General features: G+C 68.1%; 15 protein-coding genes and 2 tRNA genes. 8 read left to right on the forward strand and 9 right to left on the reverse strand.

Annotated features, from left to right (window positions below; translation table 11 throughout):
* Positions 1–34: 34 nt before the first annotated feature.
* Positions 35–107: transfer RNA gene (locus tag IE267_RS25230), tRNA-Ala, on the reverse strand.
* Positions 108–259: 152 nt separating this feature from the next.
* Between IE267_RS25230 and IE267_RS25235 the strand changes: the two genes are divergently transcribed.
* Both IE267_RS25235 and IE267_RS25240 read left to right on the forward strand, forming a co-directional pair.
* Positions 260–808: a helix-turn-helix domain-containing protein gene (locus IE267_RS25235; protein WP_161246378.1), complete on the forward strand. Its 549-nt coding sequence runs from the start codon at positions 260–262 to the stop codon at positions 806–808.
* A 31-nt stretch (positions 809–839) separates the two neighbouring features.
* Positions 840–2216: a serine/threonine-protein kinase gene (locus IE267_RS25240; RefSeq protein WP_189764812.1), complete on the forward strand. Its 1377-nt coding sequence runs from the start codon at positions 840–842 to the stop codon at positions 2214–2216.
* 42 nt (positions 2217–2258) lie between these two features.
* On the opposite strand, the gene IE267_RS25245 is transcribed toward IE267_RS25240, so the two are convergent.
* Both IE267_RS25245 and IE267_RS39735 read right to left on the reverse strand, forming a co-directional pair.
* On the reverse strand, positions 2259–3572 hold the full coding sequence (locus tag IE267_RS25245) for a hypothetical protein (protein WP_189764813.1): 1314 nt from the start codon (positions 3570–3572) through the stop codon (positions 2259–2261).
* A 137-nt stretch (positions 3573–3709) separates the two neighbouring features.
* Positions 3710–3844 (reverse strand): DLW-39 family protein, encoded by a 135-nt coding sequence (locus IE267_RS39735; protein WP_003958712.1) that lies wholly within the window; start codon positions 3842–3844, stop codon positions 3710–3712.
* A gap of 222 nt (positions 3845–4066) precedes the next feature.
* On the opposite strand from IE267_RS39735, the gene IE267_RS25255 reads away from it, so the two are divergent.
* A complete protein-coding gene (locus IE267_RS25255) occupies positions 4067–4432 on the forward strand; it encodes a DUF6344 domain-containing protein (protein ID WP_189764814.1) in 366 nt (121 codons plus the stop codon).
* A gap of 682 nt (positions 4433–5114) precedes the next feature.
* Here IE267_RS25255 and IE267_RS25260 read toward each other — a convergent pair.
* The 3 genes from IE267_RS25260 to IE267_RS25270 form a co-directional block, all read right to left on the reverse strand.
* Positions 5115–5570 carry a hypothetical protein gene (locus tag IE267_RS25260; RefSeq protein ID WP_189764815.1) on the reverse strand — a complete coding sequence of 152 codons (456 nt, stop codon included), beginning with the start codon at positions 5568–5570 and terminating at the stop codon, positions 5115–5117.
* A 507-nt stretch (positions 5571–6077) separates the two neighbouring features.
* The gene (locus IE267_RS25265; protein ID WP_189764816.1) at positions 6078–6776 is read right to left on the reverse strand and encodes an HAD family hydrolase; all 699 of its coding nucleotides are present in this window, start codon (positions 6774–6776) and stop codon (positions 6078–6080) included.
* The gene (locus tag IE267_RS25270; RefSeq protein WP_100575605.1) at positions 6766–7632 is read right to left on the reverse strand and encodes a GntR family transcriptional regulator; all 867 of its coding nucleotides are present in this window, start codon (positions 7630–7632) and stop codon (positions 6766–6768) included. The genes IE267_RS25265 and IE267_RS25270 overlap by 11 nt, the downstream gene beginning before the upstream one ends.
* A gap of 183 nt (positions 7633–7815) precedes the next feature.
* Between IE267_RS25270 and IE267_RS25275 the strand changes: the two genes are divergently transcribed.
* The 5 genes from IE267_RS25275 (at position 7816) to IE267_RS25300 (ending at position 11457) form a co-directional block, all read left to right on the forward strand.
* Positions 7816–8055 (forward strand): hypothetical protein, encoded by a 240-nt coding sequence (locus tag IE267_RS25275; RefSeq protein WP_189764817.1) that lies wholly within the window; start codon positions 7816–7818, stop codon positions 8053–8055.
* A 429-nt stretch (positions 8056–8484) separates the two neighbouring features.
* Positions 8485–8697, forward strand: a complete 213-nt coding sequence (locus tag IE267_RS25285; protein ID WP_100575607.1) for a hypothetical protein — start codon at positions 8485–8487, stop codon at positions 8695–8697.
* A gap of 26 nt (positions 8698–8723) precedes the next feature.
* Positions 8724–10121 carry a replication initiator protein RepSA gene (gene repSA, locus IE267_RS25290; RefSeq protein WP_373304593.1) on the forward strand — a complete coding sequence of 466 codons (1398 nt, stop codon included), beginning with the start codon at positions 8724–8726 and terminating at the stop codon, positions 10119–10121.
* Positions 10118–10303 (forward strand): helix-turn-helix domain-containing protein, encoded by a 186-nt coding sequence (locus IE267_RS25295; protein ID WP_189764819.1) that lies wholly within the window; start codon positions 10118–10120, stop codon positions 10301–10303. The genes repSA and IE267_RS25295 overlap by 4 nt, the downstream gene beginning before the upstream one ends.
* The gene (locus tag IE267_RS25300; RefSeq protein ID WP_189764820.1) at positions 10303–11457 is read left to right on the forward strand and encodes a tyrosine-type recombinase/integrase; all 1155 of its coding nucleotides are present in this window, start codon (positions 10303–10305) and stop codon (positions 11455–11457) included. The genes IE267_RS25295 and IE267_RS25300 overlap by 1 nt, the downstream gene beginning before the upstream one ends.
* Positions 11458–11512: 55 nt before the next feature.
* On the opposite strand, the gene IE267_RS25305 is transcribed toward IE267_RS25300, so the two are convergent.
* From IE267_RS25305 to gyrA, 3 genes are all read right to left on the reverse strand, one after another.
* A tRNA-Ile gene (locus tag IE267_RS25305) sits at positions 11513–11589 on the reverse strand.
* Between the two features lie 97 nt (positions 11590–11686).
* A complete protein-coding gene (locus IE267_RS25310) occupies positions 11687–12238 on the reverse strand; it encodes a DUF3566 domain-containing protein (RefSeq protein WP_229861410.1) in 552 nt (183 codons plus the stop codon).
* A gap of 87 nt (positions 12239–12325) precedes the next feature.
* Entirely contained in the window at positions 12326–14941 is a 2616-nt protein-coding gene (gene gyrA / locus IE267_RS25315) for a DNA gyrase subunit A (protein ID WP_161246373.1), read from the reverse strand.
* Between the last annotated feature and the right edge of the window lie 13 nt (positions 14942–14954).

The following is a 14954-nucleotide window of genomic DNA, read 5'->3' on the forward strand; positions in this document are numbered from 1 at the left end:
CCCTGTTTACGCAGGTCAGAGGGGTCTGATGTTGTGGAGCCTAGGAGATTCGAACTCCTGACATCTGCCTTGCAAAGGCAGCGCTCTACCAACTGAGCTAAGGCCCCGGATGAGGTGTTGCGGGAACAGAGTACCGGGTGGAGAGGGGGATCTCCCAAAAGGATTGGGACTCCCGGTGAACGACCACTCTCCGTAAGATGCTCGTCGAGGTTCGCACCCGTGAAGCGGCCTCAATGGGGAAGCGATGGGGAGACGCGCAATGGACGCAGCACAGCAGGAAGCGACCGCCAGAGCCAGAGAGCTTCAGCGGAGCTGGTACGGGGAGCCGCTGGGTGCGCTCTTCCGCCGGCTGATAGACGACCTCGGGCTCAACCAGGCCCGGCTCGCCGCTGTTCTCGGGCTCTCGGCGCCCATGCTGTCGCAGCTGATGAGCGGACAGCGCGCCAAGATCGGCAATCCGGCCGTGGTGCAACGCGTCCAGGCCCTGCAGGATCTGGCGGGACAGGTCGCCGACGGCAGCGTGAGCGCCGTGGAGGCCACCGACCGCATGGAAGAGATCAAGAAGTCGCAAGGAGGCTCGGTGCTGACCAACACCGGCCAGACGACGTCCAGTTCGGGTGCGCCGACCGTGCGCCGCGTGGTGCGCGAGATCCAGTCGCTGCTGCGTTCCGTAGCGGCCGCGGGTGACATCATCGACGCCGCCGACACCCTCGCCCCCGCCCACCCCGAACTGGCAGAGTTCCTCCGGGTGTACGGCGCCGGGCGGACCGCGGAGGCGGTCTCGCACTACGAGTCGCACCAGAGCTGACAACGGGCCGATCGATCCTGGGGGGCATCGGGTGGGCGAGGTCTTCGCCGGTCGGTACGAGCTGGTCGACCCGGTCGGCCGGGGCGGGGCCGGAGCGGTGTGGCGCGCCTGGGACCGGCGCAGACGCCGCTACGTAGCCGCGAAGGTGCTGCAGCAGAGCGACGCCCACACCCTGCTGCGGTTCGTCCGCGAGCAGGCCGTCAGGATCGACCACCCGCACGTCCTCGCACCCGCCAGCTGGGCCGCCGACGACGACAAGGTCCTGTTCACCATGGACCTGGTCAGCGGCGGCTCGCTGGCCCATCTCATCGGCGACTACGGCCCGTTGCCACCCAGGTTCGTCTGCACCCTGCTCGACCAGCTGCTCGCCGGCCTCGCCGCGGTCCACGCCGAGGGCGTCGTCCACCGGGACATCAAACCGGCCAACATCCTGATGGAGGCCACCGGAAGCGGGCGCCCCCATCTGCGCCTCTCGGACTTCGGCATATCCCTGCGCAAGGACGAGCCGCGCCTCACCGAGACCAACTACGTGGTGGGGACCCCCGGTTACTTCGCGCCCGAGCAGATGATGGGCGCCGAACCCGACTTCCCCGCCGATCTGTTCGCCGTCGGCCTCGTCGCGCTGTACCTCCTGGAGGGCAGCAAGCCGGATGCGCGCGCCCTCGTCGAGTACTTCGCGGCCCACGGCACCCCGAGCGCGCCGCAAGGCACCCCCGAGCCCCTCTGGCAGGTCCTCGCGGGGCTTCTCCAGCCCAACCCCCAGAACCGGTTCCGTACGGCCACGGGGGCGCGCAAGGCGCTGGCCTCGGCGGTGGAGCTGCTGCCCGAGCCGGACCCGGACGAGGAGCCCGTCGAGGTCTTCGACCAGATCGGCCCGCTGCCCCCCGGCTTCGCCGAACACGGCCCGGAGCAGCCGGAACCGGCCCCGGCACCGACGACTGCCGATGCCCCGGACCCTGCTCCTGCTCCTGCTCCTGCTCCTGCTGACGAGGCATCGGCCTTCGCCTGGGAGGGCGCGGCCCAGTGGCCATCGGGCCGGGCGCCCACCGGCTTCGGCCCCGCCACCGCCGACGGCTCGGGCCGCGGTGTCGCCTTCCCTCCGGTCCCGCAACAGCCGCCCACGCCGCCCACGCAGGCACCGGCGGTCCCCGCTCACCTGCCGCCGCGGTACGAGCAGACGCCTCCCACCCCGGCGACGGCCCCGTACACCGCGCACTACCCCAATGCGGCCGCGCAGCCTCAAGTTCCCTTCCAGGCAAACCCGTTCGTGGCATCCGCGCCGGCCGCCCCCGCAGCGTCGTCTGCGTCGGCGCCCCGGCCTGGCCCGCCCGCGAAGGTAGCGGTCCCGGTGCTCCTGGTCGCGCTGATGTGCTTCGCCGTCGGCATCTGGGCGCTGACCCGGACCTGACGGCCCGAAGATCGACCGCCCGCCCCGGACCTGGACGCCCGACTACCAGGCGCCGGGCGGCCCAAAGCCCTGGGGCCCGCGCCCGGCGGCGGCCACGCGCCTGCGGGCCACCAGTGTCCACACCCCGAGCCCGGCCACCAGAACCGTTCCCGTACCGATGCCGAGGGCGGCGACGAGCTTCATCGTGTTCGCGTGCGCCGAGGAGCCGCCCGACGCCGCTCCGCCCGCGCCGAAGTCGGGCGCCGGCCCCGCGTACACCGGCCCGGACTGTGCGGCTCCCGCCACCGTCAGACGCAGCGTCAGGTCGTACGGCCCGTTCCCGAAGGTCCGCCCGACGTCGGGGCTCAGCGACACCGCCAGGTAGTAGGCGCCGTTGACGCGCATCGCCGAGGTGTCGTCCGCGGGCGCGTACCGGTTCTCGTAGGCGACCGGCGCGAGCGGTTCGAGCGCGGCCTGCTTCTGCCGTCCGTCGTACGGTGCCGATGCCCCGGTGACCGGGCCGAGGACGGGGTTGTAGAGCTGCAGGGAGAGCGCGGTGCCGACGTAGCCGTCCTTGGCCGAGGCGAGGCTCCCCAGGGCTCCGGCGGCGAAGAGCTGCTGGCCCCATTCGAGCGGCACCTGGAAGAAGAGGGTCTCGCCCGGCCGGATGGAATCCCGCCACTGTCCTTGGGACAGCTCGGCCGCGTCGTGGAAGCCGGTGCCGCCGTGGACCTGGCGCGGGGTGTCGGTGGGCGGGGCGGGCGACGCGGAGGGCCAGCCGGAGGGGGCACTGCTCGGCCCGGTTCCGCTGCGGACGGACTCGGTCGTGTAGCGCAGGTCCAGTGCCCAGTCGGCGGGCGTGGAGGCCGCGTCGCCCTCGCGCTCGACCACCATGTAGTAGGTGCCCGGTTCCTGACAGGTCGACAGGCTCTTGCGCAGGGCACGGTAGGCGGACGCGGCGATGGGGTGCGGATACTGCGCGGAACCGATCGAACGCCGCTGGGAGTCGCAGTCGTCGCCGTCCGCGTCCTGGATGGACACCTTGACGGAGTCACCGTAGGCGAGCTTCGCGCCGGTCGGACCGGGCAGGGCCACCACTGACGCGTAGGCATCCTTCACCCCGTCCAGAACCAGCTGAAAATAGAGCTTGCCACCGGGCTTGATGACCGATCTATAGGCGGTGTCGGCGCGCAGAACGGGTCCCTCGGTGTTGCGCGCACCCCCCGCCACGTCCCGTACGCCCTCGGGAAACCGGTACGAGGGGGTCGGTCCGGCCGCCTGCGCGGGACCCGGTGTCGCCAGGAGCGCGCCCAGCGCGGCGGCCGCCGCCCCGATCCTTCGTGCCGTCGTCCCAACCCTGCCGTGCCTCGTCCTCACTTCGCCCCGCCCCACCTTTGCCCTCGCAAGTCAACTATTCGCTCACGTGAACTCACCGGCGCCCGGGGCCGCCCCCGGGACAGCACGAAGCCCCGGCCACCTCAGTGGCCGGGGCTTCGCAACCGGGTCTTTCGGTCTCACACACCCGAACCTGCGGGCACGGAGTCGGTCGCCTCCGTCCACAGATCCTGCTCGGCGCGATCCGCCTGGATCTGGCGGTACACGAGGAGCCCGCCGATGGCGGCCAGTGCGACCAGGAGGAGCTTCTTCACCGCGCGACCTCGTCTTTCCTTGACGTAAGGGACCTCTGCCGCCCGACTATACACACCGATCGATATCAATCGGTGATGCTCCATCCGTGTGTAGTTCATCGGAAGATCCGCCGATACGGTGCGTCGCTCCTCGCTTCGCCCGACCCTCCCGCACATCATCGGATACAACGCAATTCGGGCAACCCAACAGCACGTACTGCTTACGGAAGAAGCGAGGAAGTCATGGCTACGAGCAAGATCACGACCTGGTGGACCGCACTCATCGGCGCGCTCGTCGCCCTCCTCGCCGCGCTCGGCCTGGCCGGCCAGGCCACGGCCGCCGCGCCCACGGCTTCCGTACCGCAGCACGACACGACGTACAACCGCAGCGAACCGGCCACCTCCGTTGCGCCGAGCGTGCAATGGGCCCTTCCCGCCGCGTCGGCCCTGCCGCCCACGATGAAGCAGCGCATCCGCGCCGAGGCCCACGGCTCCTCGCCCTCCTCCCGGCACCGCGCCGACGTACGGGACGCGGACGACCAGGCGACCGGCGCCGACGGCGCGGCCGAGGACCCGACACAGGACCCGGCCGAGGCCCATTCCCCCTGACCCACTCCCGCTCTGCCCGAGCTGCGAGCCCGGCAACTCCCCCGAGTTGCCGGGCTCTTCGGCGTCCCGGGACGCCTCGCACAGTTTTCCCTGGCCCCGGTGGAGCCCGGGAAGCCCGGAGGTCCGGGCACCCCGGAGCCCCGCCTTCCAGGAACCCGGAGGTCCGATCACCCCGGAGCCCTGCCTTCCAGGAGCCCGGAGGACCGGGCACCCCGGAGCCCGGAGGACTGGGCACCCCCGGAGCCCGGAGGACTGGGCACCCCCGGAGCCCGGAGGACTGGGCACCCCCGAGCCCGACCGTCCAGGAGCCGTGGCCCCGAAGCCGGGAGCCGGGCTCCCCGGAGTCGGCCGGTCGGCCCCTCAGCCACGCCCCGCACCCGCCGCTCCCGAGCGCACCCCGCACCTCGCAAGTCACGCACGCACCCCACCGGGGACGGCCCACATCACCGGAGACGCCGAAGACCCCCGGGCTTTCGCCTCGGGGGTCTTCGTCACTGTGGGGCTAACAGGATTTGAACCTGTGGCCTCATCCTTATCAGGTCGATCATTTACGCCTAGTGCGGCTGGACCGCAGCGCCCGGAACGTGTCAGAACGGCGGTGTGGACACGCCTTGGTCCGTCGTCGTTCGGTGCTGTTGGTGTCAGGCGCTGATGTCATGGATTGAGGCCTACTTGACAGCCATCATTCCGGAGGGGTCCATCCACCGTCGGCGTGCTGCGGATGGCTACCCCCATCATTCGGCGCTGAGGTGTGATCAGTGATCTCGATCTGTTCAGGGCTGCGGATCAGCACTGTGAGCACTCGCTGATTGTCTGGCCCATAGATGGTGATCGACTGAGGTCGGTTGGTCTCATGCCTCCGCAGCCGATCTTTAGCCCAGCTGATCACTCTGCCTAGGGTCTGCTCCGCGAGCGCGTTGACCGCATACCCAGTCAAACCTTCGAGCGCCTTGGTACCCAGGTAGATACCCAGTACCTCGTACCAGGTGACTCCCCGCTTCCCTGGATCAGGCGGCCGGTAGTCGAGGTGGCATTCGATGCTTAGGGCCTGAAGATCATCGGCGAGATTTGCAAGCGAGCGTCTGCGGTCTTCATGGAGGATCTCGGTACCGCCGACGCGAAAAGTTGCTGTGGGCATATCGGCCTCTCTACCTACCGGCGCATCTGTACAGTCTCGCCCCTTAAGCCGGGCTGTGATGGCCTTTTGCTCAGCCCACAACCTTCCCCAGCTCCCATCCCGTCTGCCGTCGACCCACACTCCGTGGAGCGGGCGTGGTTCAGGGCGTCAAGGTGGAGCGCGCCGCTGTACGAACGACCTTGACGCCCTGGGCCGCGTCTGCTCGGCTCTGCCTGGGTCGATGGCGGACGGGATGGGAGCCCACCACGCACGCCACACTCGGCCGGCACTCGGCAACGGCGCCCCCTCCATCCCGGAGTCGGCCGATCCCCCGCCGGAGGCATCGCCTGGACCGGTGGCTTGCCCCCGGGGGCTCTACTCAGGGCCGGAACTTGCTTGCGGCCCCAGGGACCGGCCCCTGCGCCGAAGGCGTGTGGGGGCCGGTCCAAGGGGCCAGCCCGCGCCGTGCGCGGGCCCTTGATGAGGTAGAGAAACCTGTAACGGATCAGGCTCCAGAGAGAAGGAGTGCTAGTAGCTCTGGTCGGCGAGCAGCGCGTCTGAGATGGAGCGCATGTCGTCCGTGATCGCGTTTGCCCTCAGTTCAGCGAAGGCTTCAGCTTTGTGGAGCTTGTTGGCGTAGCCGATGACAGTGGCGCCAGCAGCATGGGCAGCCTGGATGTCAGTGACGGAATCACCGATGAGCGTGCAGGCTGTCACGTCAACGTGCAACAGCTCGGCCGCCTGGATCAAAGGGTGCGGGTTCGGCTTCATCAAGTGTGGCTGCTCGGTCGGTCGCCCCACGATGTCCATCACGTAATCACTCAGCTCGTGCAATGCCAGGAACTCCCGCACACACTCGGCAGAGTTGTTACTCACCACCGCGACGGGCTTTCCTACCTCACGCGTCGCTGCAAGCATGTCGACCGACCCGGAAGTTGGCTTGCCAGCCAGAGCCACCGCTCGTACCTCGGCAGCCGTAAGCGCTCGTTCGACTTCCTGCCCGAGGGCCGAGTCCGCCTCATGCACGATGCGCAGCACCTCGATCGGATCGTCCGTGGCGGCTGCCTTGGCTCCGAGCCCTTCGTCCCTGGTACCTACGAGCTGAGCCAGCTCTCTTGCTACCTTCGAGGCAGGCAACCCCGCGAACACGTCGCAGACAGGGCCATCGAAATCCAAGAGGACAGCTCGGGCCTCGGCCAAGGTCCCAGCCAGCGCATCAGTGCGCATCGAGATCGAAGTCCCTTCCGATGGTGTCCCAGACGCTGTCGAACCACATTCGAGCCTGCTGTACCTGCTGGGCTCCACCGGAGGACTCTCCGTCATTGATGGAGTGATGGAAGAGCGTCGTGTCTTTGCCGACCAGGTCGTAGATCTCGATCGTCTCGCCCTGAGCGACAACCTTGTTCGCCTTGATCGGGTAGTACCCGAAGAAGGCATCCTCGTTGTTGATGATGTAGAGCTTGAAGAACTGCGTGCCGCTGTGGACGCGCACGTCGACTCTCGTCTCGGTCACCAATCCGAGGTGACCAAGCTCAGCGATGGCGTCCCGAATGCTCCGCGTGTAGCCGACCATGATGTCGTGCATCCGGTCGCGCAGCCGCTTGTCATCCGCGCCATCCTTCAGTCGGACCGGTGCAGCCTGCGGTACGGCCATGTCCGGAACGAGTATCCGCATGGTGATGCTCGATGGAGTCAGCCTGCCGACACGGATCTTGTCGAGCGGTTCTTGCAGGGCACCGTGCAGCGTCTCGCTGGAGAACCCGGCGAAGTCAATGGTGACGGCACTCTTCGAGAAGGCCTGCTCAACGTACGGGCGCAGTCCCGCCGGCCGTTCGGTCCGGTTGCGTACGTAGACCCCGCTGCCCTTGCGGGACACGACGAGGCCTTCATCTTCAAGGTCCCGTAGCGCGCGTTGGATGGTCGCCCGCGCGAAGCCGTACAGCTCGGTCAGTTCCTTATGCGAGGGGATTTTCTCCCCAGGCCCGAGCCTCCTTGTCCGAATTGCCGCGCCCAAGTTGCTCGCTACCTGCTCGAAGGGCGGGCGCTCGTCGTCTGGGTCCAAGGGCTCGGGAACGAAGGTCATGGCTTGAGGATATTCGATGGAACGAGCGGATAGCTAGCCAAGTCGGTCAGGCTGTTGACATGGCTAGCCAGGTTCCTTACTTTAGAGATGTGACCAACCAGGCTAGCCAAGTTGTCATCTGTCCCGGGACGGCGTTCCTACCGCCAAGCAGACGCGCCGCCCCTCTACCTCAAGGGAGATCGCATGTTCGGCAGGTCGAAGAGTTCTGGTGAGTCGGGTGGACCGGCCCGCGCTGTGAAGAACGACGAGAAGACCACGTCGTCTGACGTGCGGAGTTGGACGCCTCGGCGTGACTGGCACAACCCGAGCGGGAAGTACGAGACGCGTTGCGATGCGGACGGCTACAGCCTCGAGGGCCTGCCCCGCAGGAAGGACGCGGAAGCGTTCGCCGAGATCCACAACGCCGAGCGGCACAGCCGCTGACCTGATCTCAGTCCAGCCGGGGGCGGCGTTCCTACCGCCAAGCAGACACGCCGCCCCCTCTACCCCTTGAAGGGGAGCCTCCATCATGCCTGCCTCTGCCGTACCCGTGTCGGTCGTCGGCTTACCTTCCGCCAAGCGGGAGCGGATTGTGGTCCGCTCGTCGCGCGGTTGTCCGTCGTGTGGCGAATGGACCTGCGCCGACCCGGATGACTGCCTGCACCTGCTGATGTCCCTCCCGTGGGGTGACTGCGACTTCTGCGCTGGCTCCGGATGGGGCGGAGAGGACACTCCGTCGATCTTCTGCGAGTGGTGCGCCGGTTCAGGCCTGCAAGAGTTCACGCTCGGCGACACCCCGCCGCTCTGCACTCGTGCCGCTGAGCGGCTGGCAGCACACATCGACCGCCTGCGGGCCCTGACGGCGGTGGCCGCGTGAGCTACTTCGAGGACCCCCTGCACGCGGCCGAAGCCGCCGACGAAGACCGCACCCGCGCGATCGCCACGTACCTGGACCGGCACGATGTCCGGCCGCACACCGAGTTCTTCACCGTGGTGGATGACGCGATCTACGCGGAGGACTGGGCCAAGCTTCGCGGCCAGTACCCGCCCCTCGGACACGACTACCCGAGGGAGGACGACGCGTGACGGTCTTCCCCGTCGCCCCTGAGGCCGTGGCCGGTGTCGCGGCCTCGATGGGCACCGACCCGATCACCCTCGCCGATCTCCTGCGCGTCGCGAACTCGCCCGGCTTCGACCGCTGGCAGGAACAAGTCCGGCGTACCGGCGGCTGCTCGCACCCGATTCGCCTCCAGGGCCAGACCGTAACCCGAGACCGTGCCAGCGGGGACGTCCTGTACTCGTACTCCACTGCGGACGAGCCCGGCGGCACGCTCCGCATCGCGTGCGGTAACCGCCGTGCCTCGCGCTGCCCCTCCTGCGCCTGGACCTACGCGGGGGATGTCTATCACCTGATCCGGGCCGGGATCACCGGCGACTCCCGCATGGGTATCCCCGGCGAGATCCGTTACCACCCCGGCGTGTTCGCGACCCTGACCGCGCCTTCGTTCGGTCCGGTCCACAACCGGCCCGACACCGGCCGCTGCCGCTGCGGTGCCCAACACCCCGATGATGATCCGGCGTTGGGTACGGCCCTTCACCCGGAGCGGTACGACTACGCGGGGGCGGTGCTGTGGAACAACCACGCCGGGGACCTGTGGCGCCGCTTCACCATCTACCTGCGCCGTGAAGTCGCCGCCCGCGTGGGCCTGACCCAGACCGCTCTCAAAGAGGCCTGCAGGATCTCCTTCGGCAAGGTCGCAGAGTTCCAGAAGCGCGGGGCCGTGCACTTCCACGCCGTGGTGCGCCTCGACGGACCCGACGGGCCCGACTCCCCGCCCCCGGCCTGGGCGACCATCGCGCTCCTGGACGCTGCCATCAAGGCCGCTGCCGCTCGGGTCGCCGTGCCGGTCGAGGCTAAAGGCGACTTCGCCGCCCGGGTTCTGCGCTGGGGCTCGCAAGTCGATGTCCAGGCGATCGGCGGGTTGGCCGGCGTCGAGCTGACGGATCAGGCCGTGGCGTCATACGTCGCGAAGTACGCCACGAAAGCCGCTGAGGCTACCGAGACGGTGGACCGGCGGATCGGGGAGTTCTGCGAACTCGACAAGCTGCGGCTGCCCGCCCATACCCGCCGGTTGATCGAAGCCTGCTGGCTCCTCGATGACGCCTACCCGGAGCGGATGTTGGCGCGCTGGGCTCACATGCTCGGCTTCCGGGGCCACTTCATGACCAAATCCCGGGCCTACTCCTCGACGCTGACCGAACGGCGTCAGGTCCGGGCCGACTACCGGGCCCGGCAGGAACGCCGTGAGCGCGGGCTTCCCGAAGATCTCGACGACGCGGAGTGCTCCACGCTGACGCTCGCCCACTGGACCTACGCCGGACAAGGCCACACCCCCGGCGAATCCTGGCTCGCCGCATCCATCGCCCGGGAGCTCCAGGCCAACCGCGACACCGCACGCGAAGCACTCGCAGACCTGCCCGACATCGACGACAGGGAGGTGGGGGCATGAGTGACGACTTCCTGACCGTGCCCGACGTGATGGGCAAGCTCAAGGTCGGCCGGACGGCTGTCTATAACTTGATCCGCACAAAGCGGCTTCCGTCGATCAAGGTCGGTAGCAGCCGCCGTATCTCGCTGGATGGCTACCGGGCCTACGTCGCTTCGCGGCTTGAGTTCGAGGAGGCGGCCTGATGGCGAAGCGTCGCCCCAACGGCGGGGGCACCATCACTAAGCGTGCGGACGGCCGGTACCAGGGGGCCGCGTACGTCACCAACACAGAGGGCCATCGGGTCCGGAAGTACGTCTACGGCAAGACGTACGACGAGACCGCCGAGAAGCTGGGCAAGCTCCAGGACCAAGAGCGCAACGGCGTTCCGGTGCCCTCGCGCGCGTGGACGCTCGGGGAGTGGCTGAGCTACTGGCTTGAGCACATTGTGCGGGAGAACCTGGAGTTCAACACGTACGCCAAGTACGAGTCGAAGGTTCGGCTGTACGTGGTGCCGCACTTGGGCAAGAAGCCGTTGCCCAAGCTCACCGCTGCTCAGGTCCGCTCGCTCATGGCAGCTCTGAAGAGTGATCAGGTTCCGGCTGCAACGCGGTTCGAGGTGCTGCGGGTCCTGCGGAACGCTCTCAACCGAGCGATCAAAGAGGAGATCCTGACCCGCAACGTCGCGCTCCTGGTCGACATGCCGAAGGTCAGCAAGGGTGATGCCAAGCCGTGGAACGCCCGGGAAGCGGTCAGCTTCCTGCACTCGGTCCGGGCTCACCGGCTCTACGCGGCTTGCGTCCTGGTGCTCGTTCTCGGGCTGCGCCGAAGTGAGGTCCTGGGGCTGCGCTGGCAGGACATCGACTTTGAGGGCCGCCAGTTCACGCCGGTTAAGCAGGTGCAACGCGAGCGCGGGCAGCTCGTTCTGAAGGACCTCAAGACCGAGTCGTCTCAGGCCGTGCTGCCCCTTCCCGAGCTGTGCGCGCGGGCCCTCGAAGAGCGCCGGTACCTGCAAGACCTGGAACGGAAGATCGCGGGTGAGCACTGGGAGCAGGGCCCCGGGGCTGATCTGATCTTCTCGGAACGGCATGGCGGCCCGATCGAGCCCCGCGGCTTCTCCCGCTCCTTCGCTGCCCTCATCAAGCGGGCCGGCGTCCGCACCATCACGGTTCGGCTGGCTCGGCATACGTGCGGGACGCTGCTGGCGTTCCTGAAGGTGCATCCCAAGGTCGCCCAGACGATCCTTCGGCACAGTCAGATCAGCATGACCATGGACGTGTACACCCATGTGGTGGGCAGTGATCAGCGCGAGGCTACGGATCTGCTGGCCGAGCTGCTGGAAGATCCACTCATCGGCTGATGTCAGCCGGAGATGTCAAAGACCCCCAACCATGATCGGTTGGGGGTCTTTGTACTGGTGGGGCTAACAGGATTTGAACCTGTGGCCTCATCCTTATCAGGGATGCGCTCTAACCAACTGAGCTATAGCCCCGCCGCGCTTTGCGGGATGTCCCGCGCGCCGACCTCTGAAGATTAGCGCACGGGACGGCCAGTCCCAAAATCGATACCCGAGCGGCCGTGAACTGCGGCTACTCGTCCTCGGCGAGCGTGAGCTCGACACCGCCCACAAAGCCCGCCGAGAGGTTGTAGATGAACGCCCCCAGCGTCGCGAGCGCCGTGGCGAGCACCACGTCGATCACCGCGATGACCGAGGTGAAGAGCAGCACCCGCGGCAGCGACAGGAACGACTGGAGGTCGAAGCCGTTGGACTCGTTCGAGCCGGTGGCCTCGCTGATCGTGCCGCCGACCGTGGAGAACACGCCCATGGCGTCCATGACCATCCACAGCACCGCCGCCGCGATGACCGTGCAGATACCGAGCGCGATGGACAGCAGGAAGCTGACCTTCATCACCGACCACGGGTCGGCCTTGGCCACCCGCAGCCGTGCCTTGCGCGTACGGGGCGCCGTACGTGCCCCGGTGCGCGGTCGGCGCACGCCCTCGGCGCCGCGCTGCGGCGCCGGGTAGGCCTGCGGCGGGTGGTAGGGCTGCTGACCGCCGTGCGCCGGCTTCTCGCGCTCGCCGGGCAGGGCCCCGCTCTCATACTCCGCGCGGCCCTGTGGGCCCCGGGTTTCCGTCACCGTTACCCCCTGGGAGTCCGCGGCAGGGCCACGGGCACCGTTCGCTCCGGAAGCGGCCGCTCCGGCGCCCGTGGCTCCACTCACGCTTTACTCCTCGTGCTCCCCGGCCGAAGGCTGGACGCCCTCGGCAGCAGCCTCGGCAGTAGCGCCCTCGGCGTCGTCGGCCCCGTCGACCTCTACGGCCTCGCTGCCCGCCTCGGCGTTACGGGCGATGCCGACCACGGCATCGCGCTTGCCCAGGTTGATCAGTTGGACGCCCATGGTGTCACGGCCCGTCTCCCTGACCTCGTTGACTCGCGTACGAATCACACCGCCGCCGAGAGTGATGGCGAGGATTTCGTCCGTTTCCTCGACCACCAGCGCGCCGACCAGCGAGCCGCGGTCCTCCACGATCTTGGCGGCCTTGATGCCGAGGCCGCCGCGACCCTGGACGCGGTACTCGTCGACGGGGGTGCGCTTCGCGTACCCGCCATCGGTTGCGGTGAAGACGAACGTACCGGGCCGGACGACATTCATCGAGAGCAGTTCGTCTCCCTCACGGAAACTCATGCCCTTGACGCCGGACGTGGCGCGCCCCATGGGGCGCAGCGCGTCGTCGGTCGCCGTGAAGCGGATGGACTGCGCCTTCTTGCTGACGAGGAGCAGATCGTCGTCCGCCGACACCAGCTCCGCGCCGATCAGTTCGTCATCCCCGCCGTCCGCGGTCTCCCGCAGATTGATGGCGATGACACCACCCGAACGGGGCGAGTCGTAGTCCTTGAGCGACGTCTTCTTCACCAGGCCGGCCTTCGTGGCCAGGATCAGATAGGGCGCCGCGTCGTAGTCGCGGATCGCGAGGATCTGGGCGATCTTCTCGTCCGGCTGGAAGGCCAGCAGGTTCGCGACGTGCTGGCCGCGCGCGTCACGGCCGGCGTCCGGCAGCTCGTACGCCTTGGCCCGGTAGACCCGGCCCTTGTTGGTGAAGAACAGCAGCCAGTGGTGCGTGGTGGAGACGAAGAAGTGGTCGACGATGTCGTCCTGCTTCAGCTTGGTGCCCCGCACGCCCTTGCCGCCGCGCTTCTGCGAGCGGTAGTCCTCGGTCTTGGTCCGCTTGACGTAGCCGCCGTTGGTGATGGTGACGACGATGTCCTCTTCGGCGATCAGGTCCTCGATGGACATGTCGCCGTCGAACGGCACCAGGGCCGAGCGGCGGTCGTCGCCGAACTTGTCGACGATCGCGGCCAGTTCGTCGCTGACGATCCCGCGCTGCTTCTCGGGCGAGGCGAGGATCGCGTTGTACTCGTTGATCTTCGCCTGGAGCTCGTCGTGCTCGGCGACGATCTTCTGGCGCTCCAGGGCGGCGAGCCGGCGCAGCTGCATCTCGAGGATGGCGTTGGCCTGGATCTCGTCGATGGACAGCAGGCCCATCAGGCCCTCGCGCGCCACGTCGACCGTGTCACTGCGCCGGATGAGCGCGATGACCTCGTCGATCGCGTCCAGCGCCTTGAGCAGGCCGCGCAGGATGTGGGCCCGCTCCTCGGCCTTGCGCAGCCGGAACTTGGTACGCCGGACGATGACCTCGATCTGGTGCGTCACCCAGTGGCGGATGAACGCGTCGATCGAGAGCGTGCGCGGCACGCCGTCGACCAGCGCCAGCATGTTGGCGCCGAAGTTGGTCTGCAGATCGGTGTGCTTGTACAGGTTGTTCAGGACGACCTTGGCGACCGCGTCCCGCTTCAGGACGATGACCAGGCGCTGGCCGGTGCGCGAGGAGGTCTCGTCGCGGACGTCCGCGATGCCGCCGACCTTGCCGTCCTTGACCAGGTCGGCGATCTTCTGCGCGAGGTTGTCCGGGTTGGTCTGGTAGGGCAGCTCCGTGACCACCAGGCACTGGCGGTTCTGGATCTCCTCGACCGCGACGACCGCGCGCATCGTGATGGAGCCGCGCCCGGTGCGGTAGGCCTCCTCGATCCCCTTGCGGCCCACGACCAGCGCGCCGGTGGGGAAGTCGGGGCCCTTGATGCGCTCCATCAGCGCGTCCAGGAGCTCCTCGTGCGAGGCCTCCGGGTTCGCCAGGTACCACTGGGCGCCTTCGGCGACCTCGCGCAGGTTGTGCGGCGGGATGTTGGTCGCCATGCCGACCGCGATGCCGGCCGAGCCGTTGACCAGGAGGTTCGGGAAGCGCGCCGGCAGGACCGTCGGCTCCTGGTTGCGGCCGTCGTAGTTGTCCGTGAAGTCGACGGTCTCCTCGTCGATGTCCCGGACCATCTCCATGGCCAGCGGCATCAGCTTGCACTCGGTGTACCGCATGGCGGCGGCCGGGTCGTTGCCCGGGGAACCGAAGTTGCCGTTGGAGTCCACCAGCGGCATGCGCATCGACCAGTGCTGGGCGAGGCGCACGAGGGCGTCGTAGATCGAGGAGTCGCCGTGCGGGTGGTAGGTACCCATGACGTCACCGACGACGCGGGCACACTTGTAGAAGCCCTTCTCGGGCCGGTACCCGCCGTCGTACATGGCGTACAGGACGCGGCGGTGGACGGGCTTCAGGCCGTCCCGTACGTCCGGCAGCGCACGCGAGACGATGACGGACATCGCGTAGTCGAGGTAGGAGCGCTGCATCTCCGTCTCGAGCCCGACGGGCTCGATGCGCAGGGCGAGGGCTTCCTCCGCGGCGGCCTCGGCCGCCGCGGCTTCAGTGGGCGTAGGAGTGTTCTCGTCGGCCATTGCTGGTTCTCAA

This window comes from Streptomyces xanthochromogenes (assembly GCF_014650455.1).
In the GTDB taxonomy this organism is placed as follows: domain Bacteria; phylum Actinomycetota; class Actinomycetes; order Streptomycetales; family Streptomycetaceae; genus Streptomyces; species Streptomyces xanthochromogenes.

Bases quoted from the DNA above. Each gene is read 5' to 3' on its own strand.
- IE267_RS25275 (WP_189764817.1), top strand. From the start codon at position 7,816: ATGTTCGGCAGGTCGAAGAGTTCTGGTGAGTCGGGTGGACCGGCCCGC.
- IE267_RS25255 (WP_189764814.1), top strand. From the start codon at position 4,067: ATGGCTACGAGCAAGATCACGACCTGGTGGACCGCACTCATCGGCGCG.
- IE267_RS25295 (WP_189764819.1), top strand. From the start codon at position 10,118: ATGAGTGACGACTTCCTGACCGTGCCCGACGTGATGGGCAAGCTCAAG.
- IE267_RS25265 (WP_189764816.1), bottom strand. From the start codon at position 6,776: ATGCGCACTGATGCGCTGGCTGGGACCTTGGCCGAGGCCCGAGCTGTC.
- gyrA (WP_161246373.1), bottom strand. From the start codon at position 14,941: ATGGCCGACGAGAACACTCCTACGCCCACTGAAGCCGCGGCGGCCGAG.
- IE267_RS25235 (WP_161246378.1), top strand. From the start codon at position 260: ATGGACGCAGCACAGCAGGAAGCGACCGCCAGAGCCAGAGAGCTTCAG.
- IE267_RS25260 (WP_189764815.1), bottom strand. From the start codon at position 5,570: ATGCCCACAGCAACTTTTCGCGTCGGCGGTACCGAGATCCTCCATGAA.
- IE267_RS25270 (WP_100575605.1), bottom strand. From the start codon at position 7,632: ATGACCTTCGTTCCCGAGCCCTTGGACCCAGACGACGAGCGCCCGCCC.
- IE267_RS25300 (WP_189764820.1), top strand. From the start codon at position 10,303: ATGGCGAAGCGTCGCCCCAACGGCGGGGGCACCATCACTAAGCGTGCG.